Annotated in this window: 11 protein-coding genes; 1 reads left to right on the forward strand and 10 read right to left on the reverse strand. The window is 42.2% G+C overall.

Going from position 1 to position 16,466, the window contains the following annotated elements:
- Positions 1 to 20: 20 nt before the first annotated feature.
- A complete protein-coding gene (infC, locus tag ACSBL2_RS18545) occupies positions 21 to 590 on the reverse strand; it encodes a translation initiation factor IF-3 (protein ID WP_442588046.1) in 570 nt (189 codons plus the stop codon).
- A 13-nt stretch (positions 591 to 603) separates the two neighbouring features.
- Entirely contained in the window at positions 604 to 2,529 is a 1,926-nt protein-coding gene (gene thrS / locus ACSBL2_RS18550) for a threonine--tRNA ligase (RefSeq protein WP_442588047.1), read from the reverse strand.
- 696 nt (positions 2,530 to 3,225) lie between these two features.
- Between thrS and ACSBL2_RS18555 the strand changes: the two genes are divergently transcribed.
- A complete protein-coding gene (locus tag ACSBL2_RS18555) occupies positions 3,226 to 3,435 on the forward strand; it encodes a KTSC domain-containing protein (RefSeq protein ID WP_442588048.1) in 210 nt (69 codons plus the stop codon).
- On the opposite strand, the gene ligD is transcribed toward ACSBL2_RS18555, so the two are convergent.
- From ligD to ACSBL2_RS18595, 8 genes are all read right to left on the reverse strand, one after another.
- Positions 3,436 to 5,913 carry a DNA ligase D gene (gene ligD / locus ACSBL2_RS18560; RefSeq protein ID WP_442588049.1) on the reverse strand — a complete coding sequence of 826 codons (2,478 nt, stop codon included), beginning with the start codon at positions 5,911 to 5,913 and terminating at the stop codon, positions 3,436 to 3,438.
- A 316-nt stretch (positions 5,914 to 6,229) separates the two neighbouring features.
- A complete protein-coding gene (gene dgt, locus ACSBL2_RS18565; protein ID WP_442588050.1) occupies positions 6,230 to 7,576 on the reverse strand; it encodes a dGTP triphosphohydrolase in 1,347 nt (448 codons plus the stop codon).
- Positions 7,577 to 7,664: 88 nt separating this feature from the next.
- On the reverse strand, positions 7,665 to 8,213 hold the full coding sequence (locus ACSBL2_RS18570) for a GNAT family N-acetyltransferase (RefSeq protein ID WP_442588051.1): 549 nt from the start codon (positions 8,211 to 8,213) through the stop codon (positions 7,665 to 7,667).
- A gap of 88 nt (positions 8,214 to 8,301) precedes the next feature.
- Positions 8,302 to 8,997: a ribose-5-phosphate isomerase RpiA gene (rpiA, locus tag ACSBL2_RS18575; protein WP_442588052.1), complete on the reverse strand. Its 696-nt coding sequence runs from the start codon at positions 8,995 to 8,997 to the stop codon at positions 8,302 to 8,304.
- A gap of 156 nt (positions 8,998 to 9,153) precedes the next feature.
- Positions 9,154 to 10,173, reverse strand: a complete 1,020-nt coding sequence (locus ACSBL2_RS18580) for a fatty acid desaturase (RefSeq protein WP_442588053.1) — start codon at positions 10,171 to 10,173, stop codon at positions 9,154 to 9,156.
- Between the two features lie 336 nt (positions 10,174 to 10,509).
- Positions 10,510 to 12,909, reverse strand: coding sequence for a glycosyl hydrolase family 95 catalytic domain-containing protein (locus ACSBL2_RS18585; RefSeq protein ID WP_442588054.1), 2,400 nt, complete (start codon positions 12,907 to 12,909; stop codon positions 10,510 to 10,512).
- Between the two features lie 53 nt (positions 12,910 to 12,962).
- Positions 12,963 to 15,389 carry a sugar-binding domain-containing protein gene (locus tag ACSBL2_RS18590; protein ID WP_442588055.1) on the reverse strand — a complete coding sequence of 809 codons (2,427 nt, stop codon included), beginning with the start codon at positions 15,387 to 15,389 and terminating at the stop codon, positions 12,963 to 12,965.
- Positions 15,390 to 15,572: 183 nt separating this feature from the next.
- Positions 15,573 to 16,460 carry a hypothetical protein gene (locus ACSBL2_RS18595; protein WP_442588056.1) on the reverse strand — a complete coding sequence of 296 codons (888 nt, stop codon included), beginning with the start codon at positions 16,458 to 16,460 and terminating at the stop codon, positions 15,573 to 15,575.
- Positions 16,461 to 16,466 lie beyond the last annotated feature (6 nt).

The following is a 16,466-nucleotide window of genomic DNA, read 5'->3' on the forward strand; positions in this document are numbered from 1 at the left end:
TTTTTATTTATGTAATTTATTTATTTTTTCACAACTTTTGGAGCCAGCGTTAAAAACATACGCTTACCTTCCAACTTAGGTAACAATTCAACCTTACCTATATCTTCCAGAGCCTGCGCAAACTTAAGTAAAAGGATCTCACCTTGTTCTTTATAAACAATTGCGCGACCTTTAAAGTGAACGTAAGCCCTTACTTTTTCTCCATTTTCCAGGAAACTCTGCGCATGTTTCAGCTTAAACTGAAAATCATGGTCATTCGTATTAGGCCCGAAACGGATCTCTTTAATTACTGTCTGCTTAGCGTTTGCCTTAATCTCTTTTTGCTTTTTCTTTTGTTCGTAAACAAACTTGCTATAATCGATTATTCTACAAACCGGAGGCACTGCATTTGGAGATATCTCCACAAGATCCAGTTCCAGTTCATCCGCAAGGGCTAAAGCTTTTGCCAAAGGATAAATCCCCGGTTCAACATTATCTCCAGCCAACCGGACTTCCTGAGCCCTGATAAACTGGTTAATATTATGTTCTGCTTCTTTTTTCTTAAAAGGAGGACGTGGTCCCCTATTAAATCCTGGTCTGCCTAATGCCAAATTTATATACTATTTAAACTGTTATTTCTTTAATTAATAATTCACTAAACGCTTCCAGCGTCATTTCGCCTAAATCTCCCTCTCCATGTTTCCGTACTGACAACTTGCCTTCCGCCATCTCTTTTTCACCGATTACCAGCATATAAGGAATCTTTTTCACTTCAGCGTCCCTGATTTTCCTTCCTATCTTTTCATCACGGAAATCAATCAAACCGCGAATATCGGAATTATTTAGTTCATCTGAAACTTTTTTAGCATATTCCTCATATTTTTCTGAGATCGGAAGAATGATAAATTGCTCAGGAGAAAGCCATAATGGGAAATTACCTGCACAATGCTCTATTAAAACAGCGACAAAGCGCTCCAATGAACCAAATGGTGCACGGTGGATCATTACCGGACGGTGTTTCAGATTGTCACTCCCCGTGTACTCCAATTCAAATCTCTCCGGCAAATTGTAATCCACCTGGATAGTTCCCAACTGCCATTTCCTTCCTAAGGCATCCTTTACCATGAAATCTAGCTTTGGCCCATAAAATGCAGCCTCACCCAATTCCACTACAGTTGGCAATCCTTTTTCTGCCGCAGCTTCAATAATTGCATCTTCAGCAAGTTTCCAGTTTTCATCAGAACCTATGTACTTCGACTTGTTCTCCGGATCCCTTAAGGAAACCTGTGCAGTATAGTTTTCAAAACCAAGGGATTTAAATACATAAAGCACCAGGTCAATTACCTTTTTGAATTCTTCTTTTACCTGGTCAGGCCTGCAGAACAAGTGGGCATCATCCTGGGTAAAGCCCCTTACTCTGGTCAACCCATGTAGTTCACCACTTTGTTCATAACGGTAGACGGTACCAAACTCAGCGAAACGCAAAGGAAGGTCTTTGTAAGAACGGGGTTTTACTTTATAAATTTCACAATGGTGAGGGCAGTTCATCGGTTTCAACAGAAACTCTTCCCCTTCCTGTGGTGTTTTTATCGACTGAAAAGAATCTTTACCATATTTCTCCCAGTGGCCTGAAGTGATGTACAGATTTTTATGTCCAATATGGGGAGTGATCACCTGCTCATAACCAGCTTTGGATTGTGCCTTGGTCAGGAAGTTGACCAAACGCTCACGCAAAGCTGTTCCTTTAGGCAACCACAGTGGCAAGCCCATACCTACCTTTTCAGAAAAGGCAAACAATTCCAGCTCTTTACCCAGTTTCCTGTGGTCACGTTTTTTTGCTTCCTCAATCATCAGCAGGTATTCAGAAAGCTCACTTGCTTTCGGAAAGGTCACGCCATAGATACGGGTAAGCTGCTTTTTAGTTTCATCCCCTCTCCAGTACGCTCCGGCAACATTCATCAATTTCACTGCTTTCACAAATCCGGTGTTCGGAATATGCGGGCCGCGGCATAAATCTGTGAATTCTCCCTGCGAATAGAAAGTGATTTTACCATCTTCCAGACCATCAATCAGGTCCAGTTTATATTCATCACCTTTCTCAGTGAAATAGGTCAATGCCTCTGCTTTTGAAACGCTTTCCCTTACAAAAACCTCTTTTTTCTTTGCAAGTTCTATGATCTTGTTTTCAATGGCTTTGAAGTCATCTGAAGAAAATTCATGGTCACCGAAATCTACATCATAATAAAATCCTGTTTCAATGGCAGGACCTATCCCGAATTTCGTTCCAGGATATAAAGCCTCCAATGCCTCGGCCATAATGTGTGCCGAAGAGTGCCAAAAGGTGGCTTTACCCGCTTGGTCATTCCAGGTCAGTAATTTTACCGCAGCATCAGTTTCAATCGGGCGGCTGGAATCCCAAACCTCTCCGTTAACTTCGGCAGCCAATACGTTACGTGCTAATCCCTCAGAAATTGAAAGGGCAATTTGATGTGCAGTAGTCCCCTTTTCATACGGGCGGACAGAGCCATCAGGAAGTGTAATGTTAATCATCTACAACTATGATTTATATGTGAATTAAAAAATTTTTATGTTCCAATCAATACAAATGATTTTTCCAGTTCACAAAGGTAAGTTTTTAAGCTGCATTTCAGGAAAGAATTTTAAAAATGGGAAGATCGTCACAGTTCAAATGAGCGGACAGCTATCATACTGACTTTTGGAGAGCTTGCGTCCATTCGCTGGCCTATTTTCCCCATGCTAAATGATGCTATTAAATCCACTCTTTTACAAAGAGCAGGCTTTCACAGCACCAATCCATTTTCTTTAGAGCCAGACAGAAATATTAAATATATAAATTATAACTACAAACATCAATCGTAAATTATATTTTAATTCAACAAAAACCAACCATACCTACTTGGTGAACAGCTCCTAAAGTTGTACAGGATGGAATTTCATTCAGATAGACCTATACGCTGCATGTCCATTTTTTCAGAAAAAAGCTACATAGAAGGTCTATCCATCATGCATTTATGGGACATCCATCATGCGGTATAGAGGAATGAATTATCCTTTACCACCCACCCTAAAAACAAAAACAATTGTGCCATAAAGGAGAAGTATCCTTAACCAATAGGTAACAGCAATTCTATTTGGATTTTAAGAAAAGGAATAGGTATTTTAGATGCAATTTTTTTAAAACTAATTCCCGGATAGGGAGTTATCAAACAATTTTAGCTTCAACTTATGCCATTAGTAGTAATAGACGAATTCAGTTATGATCACGATGCGTTCGAACTGACAATTAAGTTTTCAACAGGGAAAGTATACGTCTACAAGGAGGTTCCTGAGGAAACCTTTTTCGCTTTACAAAATGCAGGATCAAAAGGAAAATACTTCAGCTTTTATATCAAAGACAAATATAAAGGGGTCAAAGAAAAAGTGCTGAAAGCATGATCATATGCTTTCAGCACTTTTCCATAACTTCAGGCCCCTGATGAGGTTATTTTTTGTTCCAAGGATATCCTTCCATAAATCCCCTTTCTTTTCCATACGCCCTGCCATGTTAAAAATTGTATAATCCTTAAGGCTCAGGTGACTATTTACTTCATCCCATTCCAAAGGTGCTGAAACAGTGGCACCGCGCTTTGGACGAAGGGAATAAGGAGCAACGATGGTCTGTCCTCTTCTGTTTTGCAGGTAATCCAGATAAATTTTATGCTTTCTTTTCGAGGGACTACGCTCCAGACTTGTTGTTCCAGGATGTTCGGAATGGACAATCTGCCCCAGGTAATGAATAAAATCTTTAGCAACATCATAGTCATTGGAGGTACCAATCGGAATAAAGATATGCAGCCCTTTGGAACCTGAGGTTTTGATGAAGCCCTGAATCTTCATCTTGTCGAGCACAGCCTTTATCGTCTGCGCCACAGCAATCACCTCCCTAAAGTCAATATCATGCGGATCAAGATCCATTACCGCAAATAACGGACGTTCAGGTTTTTTATAGGTACTGATCCATGGATTGATTTCAATACAACCCAAATTAGCCATCCAGAGCAATGTAGCCTTATCATTGCAGATCAGATAGTCAATATTTTTATCAGTACTATCAGAAAACAGGGGAGCCGACTTAATCCATGAAGGAACTTTTTTCAAATCAAGATCTTTCTGGAAGAATCCAGGTGCATCTGCACCATCAGGGTGCCTATTTAAAGAAAGCGGACGGTGATGTAAATGCGGCAAAATATAGTCAGCCATTTCATCATAATACCGGATCATCTGCCCCTTGGTTATATTTTCCTCTTTCCAGTAGATCTTGCTGAGGTTTGTCAGTTTAACCTTACGTTTTCCAAAAACCTCCACCTTTTCTTTGAGTTCCGGCGCTGTGCTCTCCCCATCCTTCAGTACATCAAGGTCCTCTTTTACCACTTCTTCATTTTTCTTATCGATCCTTAATCCCTTAAATACGGGATGTCTCAAATTTCCATCAGCAGTCCATTCTGCGTAAGTAACCTCGCAGACCAATACAGGTTTTATCCAGGTCACGTTCTCTTCTTTACGAATGGCTGCCTTAACCGGCTTGTGACTGGTTTCTAAAGGAACCATAACCTGATGAACCGATTTAAGGGTAGCCGCATTAAATCCTGTACCACAATTGCCAATATACACAAGTTCAGATCCTTCATATATTCCAAGTACAAGTGCCCCGAAATAACGCCGGCTTCCCTGAGGGGATAAGTAACCTAAAATCACCGCCTCCTGGCTATGCTGAAATTTAAATTTAAGCCAGCTTCCGGAACGGGCATTACCCTGATAAGTACTTTTTCCATTCTTGGCGATGATACCTTCCCATCCCTCCTTTTCTGCTCTTTCATACAAAGCTTTTCCCTCTTCCCTGACATGGGTACTAAAGATCAGCAGATCGCTCTTTAAACCCTCCAGAACTTTCTCCAGCAGATCTTTCCTTTTGAACAGTTCCATCCCACAGAGATCATGTCCGTTTAAACTTAACAGGTCAAAAACATAGAATTTAATAGCCATCTTCTTTTCCAGCACATCATAATTTTGGAGCTGCTGGAAATAGCTTTTTCCATTTTTATCTTCCACCACCAGTTCACCATCCAGGACAGCGTCGATGCAAAGCTCTTTTAATGCTGTTGTGATTTGTTTGTAAGTATCACTGAAATCTATACCATTTCTCGAAATCAAGGCAGCTTCACCCTTTGCTGAAATATAGGCAAGTGCCCGGTAACCATCCAATTTTTTCTCATAGACCCATTCCGGATCATCAAAGATTTTATCGCTGAGTCTGGTCAACATGGGTGTATATCCATATACCGGCTCTTCCTGCTGAATTTCCTTTACCGCCTGTTTCTTAAAATCCAGCCCTTCCTTTTTAATTTTTGCAGAAACCTGGTCTTCAGCGGTGTAAATACTGCTGACAGCGAAATCATCCTTGTGCTTAATTAGTAGCCATGCATGATCTTCAGCATTTTTAAGCCGCACCAGGGCAAACTCACCTCTTAATACTTTACCATGCAGGCTGAATTTAAGATTACCGGCCAGCAAACCTTTCTTCAGGTCTTTTTCGGTTCCCCCATCAATTGCCTCATAAGTTCCCTCATCAAAAATATGTACTACACCACCACCGTACTCGCCGGCAGGTATAGTGCCTTCAAAGGAACGATAGTCATAGGGGTGATCCTCAACCATCATGGCTAAACGCTTGTCTTTTGGATTTAAGGAAGGTCCCTTCGGTACAGCCCAGCTTTTGAGCACACCATCCATTTCCAGCCGGAAATCATAATGCAACCTGGAAGCATGGTGCCGCTGTACCACAAATTTTAGCTTACCCTTCTCTTTGTTTTTTCCTGATTTTGGCTCAGCAGTCTTATCAAAGTCGCGTTTTTTGACATATTTATCCAGGCTCATAAGCAGTTGTTTTAGATCTCTTTGAGAAATTCACAACAATGAATACTGCCAAAAGTTTTACCCGCGTATTTTGTAGCCAGGAATGCGAACAGGTTCTATTAATTCAATATTTTCCGCCATCCCTTTAAACTTGTTTACCCTCTTTTCCGGTTTCAGACCGGAAAATTACACCTAAGGAAGATTTCAAAGGCAAGGAATGTTCAGCAACATGACTAACACCATTTTCCTTTTCAGTTAGTCTCTGAGAATATTATATTCGTTTAAATATAAATACGAGCGGTATTCATCCCCGGAGCAGCCGATAAAATCCTGAATACTAATTGATAGAAGGAAAGGAAATCCCCTTGATTTTGCTATACAATTCTACAGCATATAAATCCGTCATACCCGAAACAAAATCCAGCACGCTCTGAATTCTGGAATAAGTATCTTCTTTGTCCGTATGGAATTGCGAAGGAATCAACTGCACCAGCTTTTTATAATAATGGGTATTGTTGAACAGCAAAGCAGGAATGAATTCCTCTAGCAAACCTGCCATGACTTTATATCCTGCAACTTCTTTATGGATCACCGAGGCATAGTTGTAGATTTTCTGCACAGAAATTGTTTCAATCCTCTTCCAGGCAGTCAGGTATTTTTCAGGAAGGGCATCTGTCAGGCTCTGGTTATAATTTCCAGCCAATATTTCCTGCTGTGCCTCATAAAAGATCCTGGAACACTCCATGGTTAGGGTGTTGATGGCCTTTGCACGCATTAGGCTAACTTTTGCATCGTCATCAGCCTCATCTTTTTCCAATCTTGCATCGATGTGAGGATCATTGCATAGGGGAAACAACAATTCCCGTACTTCAGGAAAGGTCAGGATTTTTAAGCGGTGTGCATCTTCAAGGTCAATAATATTGTAACAGATATCATCTGCAGCCTCCACAAGATAAGTGAGCGGATGGCGTTTGTAGATTAAAGGATCATTGCTTTCCTTTTCAATTTTAAGTTCATCTGCAATCTGTCTGTAGGTATCCTGTTCAGATTGGAAGAACCCATATTTTTTCCTGTGCAGGATTCCTTTTTGTTTTCCGGCAATTGATGCACAGGGGTATTTCCCGATAGCAGCAATAGTAGAATATGTCAGAGAAAATGCCCCCAATCCCTTTCCTTTGAAAGGATGGGTTAAAATCCTGATCGCATTTGCATTTCCTTCGAAATTGATGAGGTCCTTCCACTGACTTTCCGTCACTTCTTTCTCATATACTTTACCATCACCATCCGTAAAGTATCTGGAGATCGCTGCTTCGCCGGAATGCCCGAATGCGGGATTACCCAGGTCATGCGCCAGACAGGCGGCAGCAACAATATTACCGACTTCACTGATCAGGGGGATATCCTGATCCAATGAAGGGTTATCTTTTTTGTATTGATTGTAAAATATACGTCCCAATGAGCGGCCAACGCTCGCTACTTCAAGACTATGCGTTAACCTGTTATGAACAAAAACACTTCCCGGTAAAGGAAATACCTGGGTTTTATTCTGTAGCCTCCTGAAAGGGGATGAAAAGATGAGCCTGTCATAATCCCGTTGGAACTGTGACCTTGCACTGTCGTCGTCTGTATAAATTCCAGTATCACTTCCCCAGCGTCTTGCAGACAATAAAGACTTCCATTCCATTTCGATCAGATATTTTTTTTAAAAGATTAATGCGATTTATGTGGCAATATAGCGAATTCAGCTAATTCAATCGGACTGGATTCCTATTCTATCTGTTAATCAATGAATAAACTTCTGCATCCAGAAAGCGACCTTCGAAAAAACTACTTTCTTTAAAATGGCCTTCTTTTACAAAATTGTGTCTCAGGAGCACATTTGCCGAAGCACGGTTTTCAGGATCAATAATAGCTTCCAGGGAATGAAACTTAAGCGTATGGAAGGCATAATCTACCACCAGTCCCACAGCCTCATTCATTATTCCCCGGCCATGAAACGCTGGATTCAGGATATATCCCAGTTCAGTCCTGAAATTCGCAGGCTGCATCCGTATCAAACAGATCATGCCGATCAGCACATTATCCTTTTTCAGTGTAATGGCCCAATTGATCCCCTCATTGTCCCTCAGCCCTTTATTCACCACGTCAATAAAATCCAATGCATCATGCCTGGTCTTAGCGAGCGGACGCGGAATATATTTCATAATCTCAGCACTCGACCTTAGGGCAAAAACCTCATTTACATCCTTCGGAGTAATTTGCCTGAGGTACAACCGTTTCGATTCTAAGCAAGGAAATGGATTAAAACTGATTTTGAGCATTGATAAGGATTAAACTGGAATAATTGAAAAATTAAACAGAGGCAATCAACGAATTAAAACAGAAATAATTAATTTCTGCTCAGCTTCCTTAACTTCTGTTAAAAGTTACCGTTTCATTTCCTTTACCCATAATCACTACCGATGCCATATTGACGAATAGCCCATGCGCAAGAATACCTTCAATCTGATTCAGGTTTTCTGATAACACTTCCGGATGGGTGATGAATCCAAAATCAGCATCAATAATATAATTGTGGTTGTCAGTAATAAATGGGGTACCGTTTTTCATTCTTACTTCTCCCAGGCCGTTCAGCTTGCGGAGTTCCTGTTTTACATAATTCAAGGCCATAGGAACAACTTCTACCGGAACTTTAAACTTACCCAGCCGTTCCACCTGCTTGGCAGAATCGGCTATGATCACCTCCTTTTTGGTTAAACAGGCAATAATCTTCTCCCGGAAATGGGCACCGCCACCACCTTTGATTAAGTTTAAGTCACCATCAAATTCGTCGGCACCATCAATAGTAATATCAATGACACTTACCTCATCCATATCCAGCAATGCTATTCCCAGGGAAGCAGCCAGTTTCGCCGTATGTTCTGATGTAGGTACACATTTGATCATTAAACCATTTTTCACCAACTCTGCCACAGCTTCAATGGCAAAAAAGGCAGTAGACCCCGTACCTAAACCTACAACATCATTATTTTTAATGTATTTAACGGCTTCCAGGGCTGCGATCTTTTTTTCAAGATCTTTGATATCGAGCGATTGCGTTTCCAAAATTCTTAAGTTTATCTAAAATAGTATGGCACCAGCAGCATCATTGCTGATAAATTATAATGCCCTAAAATTAATAAAAATAACAATAATGCAGGGATTAGTGAACCATTATTTCTTCAGCAAATGGAAGGCTATAACAAAGGCTCTAGGTAAGATTTATGGTTTTTTATTCACATGCTCATTATAGAATTCATTTTTAGAATCCCTGTAGGCTGTTACCGGCCCCAGTTTATACATCAGGTGTATATAATACCAGGCGATGTCAATCTGGTGTGGAAGGAATCCTGTCCTGGCACTTTTCGGAAACAGGTGGTGATTGTTGTGCCATTCCCCGGCAACAAATCCGGGCCATAACTGATTAATTGACATATCATCCCGGTTGTAATCACAATGGTCACGCCTCATATCCTTGCCCTTGCCATGACCTTCATAATTAAAGGTCCTGACACCAACTGCCCAGATCCCTGCGGCACCAAACAATGTACAGGCTAATCCATGTCCCCCGATCAAATAAAAAGCAGCATACCAGAATCCCCAGTTCAACACAGTAGACAAAATAGTCCTCATCGGATTGGCTATTGAACCCCATTCCAGGTATTGCGCATAAGTATTCGGGGTCACCCCAGTATGTTTCATCAAGCGTGTTGCACGGTAATAATCCTTTTCGGAAAGATCCTTCGCAATAGGCTGGTGATTCACATCCGCCAGGAAGCAATATAAAAATCCGCCAAATGCATTGTAAGGATCCCCCGGAGTATCCGATTTTGCATGATGTACATGGTGGGAAACCACATATATTTCTTCCGGGATCATAGAAATCGTCAGGTTCTGTGTAAAAAAGCGCCAGAATTTATTTCTGAAAGTATAAGCACCATGTGTACAATACCGGTGGTGCCAGATCGTACCATGGGTTCCCATCACAATCATACTGTATAAAAATGCAGCAATCAGCAATGGCCAGCTGAAATAATAGAAAAGAAAAAGGCAAAGCATCGGAATCGTGAGGATGACTTTAAGCCAGCTAAATAAGGGAAGCCAGTTTTTACGTGACCTGAAGATGTTCAAACGCGAAAAAAATTCAGTAAAAATCTGCTTTGCAGTAGGTTTGGCGAGTTCTCCATTTGCATCCTTCCAGCCATATGCAGGAGGATCGAGAACCACGTCTAGAAATGTCATAAAAATGCAATTATTATTATTCTGTGAATGTACATTATTTATCGCAACTATTGTAGCCTAAAATAAAATTTAACATACTCATAATAGCATTAAACAGAATATTATATTATCAAATAAATTGTTGAAGTATAAAACCTCCCCATTTCCCATACGAATTAAACAAAACACAGATTCCTCTATCACACCGCTTATAGCTGGACCGTCGATAAATTACAGTTTATGCAAATACCAAGTTCTGTAAAAACCAATAGTGGCTAAACCGGTATTAAAATTCTCCGGCAAACCGGCCGGATGTACCTGATCTGGTATAACTGGCTGGTTTTGTTTTCAGCTTATTCAGCGTGATAAGGTTAGTTTTTTCGGTTCATTCGCTTTCAGGACTGCTTTGAGGATTGAATTTCCACAATGCAACTCCACTTTTTGCGGAACCGGGGAAATTAATTCCAATTCAACACTTTTATCATCCCATTTCAGCTTATTTACTGTGATTTGTCCCCTTAGCAATAGTCCGCTTATCGTTCCTTCATGCCATTCTGCAGGTAAAGCGGGTAATACATAAATGGATTCCCCTGCTGAAAAACACAATAACTGGGTAATCAGATATGGAAGTCCGCCACTGATATCTGTATTAAACATCTCTTTTACATTATGAAAGGATCCCATTCCCTTAGACCAGTAAGTTGAGGCCAGCCAATTGGTCAGTTCAGCAGCTTTTACAGCATCTCCAAGATGTGCCGCAGCAGTTCCCAGCTGCACCAATCCGAAGGCCATTTCTCCCCCTCCTTCCGCCTGTCGGAAAGCCATTTTTTTATCCAATAATACTCCGGCAGCTTTCCGCAGTACCTGGTCATTCTTAAATTCCGGCTCCAGTCCATCGTATAGTGCATATAACTGGGAAGCATGTCGATGGCCATAATTATCCTCCAATCCCGGCCATATCCATTCCTTTAATGCGCCATCTGCATTAACTTCATAGGCCGGCATTTTCTTCAGCATTTGTTCCCACTGCCTTATTTTCAATTGATCCACCTTCAATACCTTCGCTGCTGCAATACAGTTCCGTAGCAACTGACTGGCAATCATCACATCCATCGTAGCATTAATTGTAGCCTGTGAATTGATTCCTTTGGGATTATTCTCCGGGGAATAAGAAGGAATAAATAAAAGTTTGCCATTCTCTCCGGTTTTTAGAAAATCTTCATAAAACAAGGCTGCTTCTTTCATAAAAGGATACGCGTGTTCTGCGAGAAACTTTCGGTCACCGGTGTATAAATAATAATCATTGAAATAGTTGGCCGTCCATCCTGCAGCACCAGTCCAGTAAGTCAGGCACCAGGTTTCACCAAAATCAGTCTCTACTCCCCTGGTGGTTACCTGTGCCGGAATATGGATACCGCGGGCTCCAAAAAGCTGCCTGGCCTCTTGGCGGTAATCGGCCATCAGGTTTTCATGAAAACTGAAAAAACCTTTCATCAGTTCCGGTGTATTTCCGGGCATCAGGATGGATATGGCCGTGGGCAGGTTTCCGTCGAGTGTGAAACCTCCGCTCCAGGGGGTTGTCCAGGTTCCCGACCATAATCCCTGCAGGTTTGGCGGTAACACCCCCGTTGAACTGATGATATTGTATCGTCCTGCATCAAAAACCCTTTCTATCAATGCAAGGCTTACCTTTTTATTCCCCAACTGGATCAGGGATTCATTGTTCATCCTTCTCTCTTCTTCCTTGGCCCGAAGATCCAGTTTTACCCTATTAAAAAGCTCCCCATGGATACGCACATGGCGTCTCAGCAATTCGTCATAGGAGGCCGGATGCAGTAGGTTCAAGTCTTTTCCCAAACTCGTTAAGACGGGATCTGCTGTGCTGTAGGAAGCTTTTATTTTAATCAGGAGCAATACTTCATCTGCGTCAGTGATAACCAGGCTCCCCTGGTCAACCTGATGCGTTCCTCCTTTTTGGTATAGCCTGGCCAGCCCTGCATATCCCGTAAGCCCCCCTTCATACACATGGTTGAATGCCGCAGAAAAGGTTAAGCCCTCAGCTTCCGCAGCCGCATGCATTTCCTTCATCCCATCTTTCACAAATTTGGATTGCAACCATTCCACCGGCCTTTGGGAAAACCGTAATACACTGTTTATTTTGTTATCCCCTTTAATGGATAAAACAATCACGCTATCTGCCCGGGAGACAAATACCTTTCTTTCGAAGCTCCCCTGCTGGTCAGTCCAATTCACGATGGCCTCTCCCGTCTCGAAGTTCAGTGCACGCTGATATGCCCTGATATCACCAGCCGTCTGTGAAATCTTTAAATCAAATGCCGGAATAAATGGATCCCTGATATCATCATATCCCTGGTCTTTTCTCAACCGGGCAGGAATAGCAGCTGCTTCGGGATATTTTCCTTCCATTAAAGTCTTCCTGATCCGGGTAAGTTCAGACTCCTGTTCAAATCGTTTGCCCGATCTTTTCTGAGGCATAAACAATTGCGAATGGCTCAGCAACAGCGTTTCGTCATAGGGCTGACCAATGACCATGGCACCCATGGTCCCATTGCCGCTCAGCAAGGAATGTTCCCAGGTTTCGGCCGGATGCCAGCTCGTAAAACCATGTGCCGGCCGGCTAAATGTTGTTTGCTGTGACTTCACAGCATTGATGTTCAGCAATTGCAGACAAAGGACAGAACAAAGGGAATAGATCAGTATTTTAACCATACGGAAGAATAGTTTGGAGTTGCGCATTAAGCTGGATAAATTTTAATAAAAGTTTATGGGTAAGCGAGCGTAACCCTTGATTACGGCTGCTGTTCAAGCGTTATTGTTGCAGGCTCCAATCCTTCGCTACTCGCCGTTAAGCTCAGCTTCGACGGATGTTTTCCTGCCCTGATAATGGCTAATGCCAATCCATTGAATGCCTCATGTGATGTTCCTTTAAATGATTCATGACTGACCGGACTCCCATTATCCAATCCTTCAATTCGCGCATCGCCTGTCAGCTTAAAACTGATCAGTGATTTCGCATCAGGAATCAGGTTCCCTTCCTGGTCTGTAACCTTAACAGTAACAAAAGAAAGGTCTTTTCCATCGGCATTAATTATGCTCCGGTCGGCATTCAGCACCAATCTGGCCGCATTTCCTGCTGTTTTAACCTGCTGTTCCAAAACTGTTTTTCCATCCTTACGGGAAACCGCTTTCAACACACCGGGCACATACTTCAGCCGCCAGCTGATTTTCATGTCCTGTCCCCGCTTACTTTTCTTACCCATGGAAACTCCGTTTACATACAGCTCGACTTCATCTGCCTGACTGTAGTAAGCCCATACATCTACCTCCTGCCCCTCTTTCCAGTTCCAATGCGGGAAAATATGCAGCACAGGTTCATTGGCCCACACACTTCGGTACAAATGGTAGACATCCTTAGGAAAACCAGCCAGATCAATGATTCCGAAATATGAACTTCGTGCAGGCCATACATATGGCGTAGGTTCTCCCAGATAGTCAAAGCCTGTCCATACAAAAATACCGGATACTGCCGGATTAAATTCAGCAGCCTGAAGCGTATGTTCATGAGTAGATCCCCAGGGCGACTGGCAGTTGTCATAGGCAGAACAGCTGAAATCAGCATTTCCCGTTAGCAGTGGTTTATCCCATGCCGTAGGCCATATCCTGATGCTGTCGGAAGGCATATCATAATGTCCCCTGGTTTGCAATGCTGAAGTTGTCTCTGTTGCAATTAACTTTTTACCGGGATAAGTGCGGTTAAAGTCCTTCCATTTGTCGTGGTTATAATTATAGCCGATGAGGTCCATTGCACCGGATTGGATCAGGTTATTGTACAGGTTCACATCATTGTTTCCTGTAGTAATGGCACGTGTCGTATCCAGATTTTTCACGATCCGGCTGAGTTCCCTTGCAATCACACGGCCTGTCGTATCGGCACCTGTACCCCATTGCTCCTGAATTTCATTCCCTATACTCCAAACAAATACCGAAGGGTGATTGCGGTCACGCAGAATCTGGTCTTCCAGGTCTTTTTGGTGCCATTTGTCCCAGTCCAGGTGATAGTCAAAATCATTTTTCTTCTTCACCCACATATCGAAAGCTTCATCCATCACGAGGAAACCCATGCGGTCGCATAAGTCCAATAAGGCTGATGCCGGTGGGTTGTGGGAAGTCCGAAGCGCATTGCAGCCCATGGCCTTGAGTATCTCCAGTTGTCTTTCCGCCGCACGTACATTAAAAGCTGCACCCAATGCTCCAAGGTCATGGTGATTGCATACCCCACGGATCTTAAGCGACTCCCCATTCAGGAAAAATCCGCTTTCAGCATCAAAACTGAAGTTACGCAATCCTACCGTAGTCGCATATTGATCTTCAACTTTATCTTTCAGGACAATCCGGGTAATTACAGTATACAAATAAGGATTGACGGGCGACCATAATTGGGGTTTTTCTATCTTCATTTCATCACTGACCAGCATATCGCCAGTGAGGCCAACTTTTTTAGCAGATGAAGCGACCAATTTGTTATTCCTGTCATAAATCATCGTTTTCACGGTCGCCTGCTGAAAGATTTTCCCTCCATATTTGATATTCACCTTAATGTTTACTTTCGCAAAACTTTCGTTAACAAAAGGTGTAGTGACAAACGTCCCCCACTGGTCCACATGTGTCTTCCCGGTAGTAACCAGTTTCACCTCTCTGTAAATACCGGAACCACTGTACCATCTTGAATTCGGCTGTTTTGAATTGTCTACTTTTACCGCAATTGTATTTTTACCTCCATAATTCAGGTAGGGCGACAATTCATAACGGAAGGAAATATATCCATTGGGACGTTTCCCTAAAAAATGCCCGTTAATCCAGACTTCACTATTCCGGTACACCCCGTCAAAATCTATGGCCAGGTATTTGCCTTTTGAACTTTTAGGGATGACAAAATCTTTACGGTACCAGCCTATACCTCCGGGCAAAGCCCCCCCTCCGAATGTTGCGGGATGATCCTTGCTGAAATTTCCTTCAATGCTCCAGTCGTGAGGAAGGTCGAGCACCCGCCAGTCTTTATCTGCATAACTGACTTGAGCAGCACCCGGCTTGTCTCCCAATGAAAACTTCCAGTTGTCGTTGAAATCCTGTACGAGACGAGGATTCTGCTGTGCGCAGACATCAATCTGTACACAGGAAATAAAAAGTAATAGCTTAAAAAATTGGGATAGTTTCATCAGTATATCTTTGTTTTTATTTGAATTCAAGAACCCTCAAACCCGGTTCTCCAACTGAGCGGTACGCCCATGAGAGGATGTTTATCAGCATATTTTAGATATGAAGAAACCTGCATTCCGTATCGTAAACACTTACCCTTCTGCAGGCTCCTTAATATCTGACAGTTTGAATCGTACTGTTCCTTATTTTTTAACAATAAAATTATATACCAGCTTACATTTGCCCTCACCATCTACATCCTTATCCCTGGTTACGGCAAGCTGCATCTTATCTTCTGTGAGAGACATAATCGTATAATTTGTCCAGTCACTGATTCCTGTAATACCATTTTTAAGCGGTTTATAACCACGAAGGATGGTACCATTATTTATCGTCAGTGTCTTGGCAGCAGCATTCAATATATAAGTCCCCCTATTTACGATGCCATTTTCCATCAGTTTCACCGCAGTAAATGAAGCGGAGCCTTTTAAACTAAAAGTCATTACTCCATAATCGCCTTTGGTCATGTTAGGTTTATCACCACCGTACATATCATTCAAACCCGCTTCCCAAGCCCAGCAGTCTGAGCCATAACATCCTTTATCACCTCCCAGCAGCCAGCCGTTACTTGTACCGTAAAAATACATAGGCCCATTAAATGAGGTTCCCTCAGTATCCAGTACCCAGCTTTTTTCATTGCCTGGCCCTCCGGAAATAGCGATCCATAATTCGTCGTTCACGTAATTCAGATTATCCGCTGTCACCTTTACCACAACAGAATCCATTTCTACCAATGACCCTCCGGAAGAAACAGTCAGTTTAACCACATGGTCTCCTGCAAAAGCAAAATGAACCGTATCTGTCATTTTATTGGAGGTACCAACCTCAAAATCCCAATAAGATAAAGTTGCGGGAGTGGTATTCTTAATAATCACGGTATTCCCTCCGGGATCAATCGCATAATCCTGGGTAACGGAATAGGTAATCTGAGATTTATTCAGCACGGTGCCCAAGCTATGCTCCGACTTTTTACAGGTGATAAACACCATAGGTATCACCAGTATTGCACATATTTTTTTATATAAATTCATCACTTT

Source organism: Pedobacter sp. AW31-3R (assembly GCF_052180285.1).
In the GTDB taxonomy this organism is placed as follows: Bacteria; Bacteroidota; Bacteroidia; order Sphingobacteriales; family Sphingobacteriaceae; genus Pedobacter.

Bases quoted from the DNA above. Each gene is read 5' to 3' on its own strand.
- thrS (WP_442588047.1), bottom strand. From the start codon at position 2,529: ATGATTAACATTACACTTCCTGATGGCTCTGTCCGCCCGTATGAAAAG.
- ACSBL2_RS18590 (WP_442588055.1), bottom strand. From the start codon at position 15,389: ATGAAACTATCCCAATTTTTTAAGCTATTACTTTTTATTTCCTGTGTA.
- ACSBL2_RS18570 (WP_442588051.1), bottom strand. From the start codon at position 8,213: ATGCTCAAAATCAGTTTTAATCCATTTCCTTGCTTAGAATCGAAACGG.
- dgt (WP_442588050.1), bottom strand. From the start codon at position 7,576: ATGGAATGGAAGTCTTTATTGTCTGCAAGACGCTGGGGAAGTGATACT.
- ACSBL2_RS18555 (WP_442588048.1), top strand. From the start codon at position 3,226: ATGCCATTAGTAGTAATAGACGAATTCAGTTATGATCACGATGCGTTC.
- ligD (WP_442588049.1), bottom strand. From the start codon at position 5,913: ATGAGCCTGGATAAATATGTCAAAAAACGCGACTTTGATAAGACTGCT.
- ACSBL2_RS18580 (WP_442588053.1), bottom strand. From the start codon at position 10,173: ATGACATTTCTAGACGTGGTTCTCGATCCTCCTGCATATGGCTGGAAG.
- ACSBL2_RS18595 (WP_442588056.1), bottom strand. From the start codon at position 16,460: ATGAATTTATATAAAAAAATATGTGCAATACTGGTGATACCTATGGTG.
- ACSBL2_RS18585 (WP_442588054.1), bottom strand. From the start codon at position 12,909: ATGCGCAACTCCAAACTATTCTTCCGTATGGTTAAAATACTGATCTAT.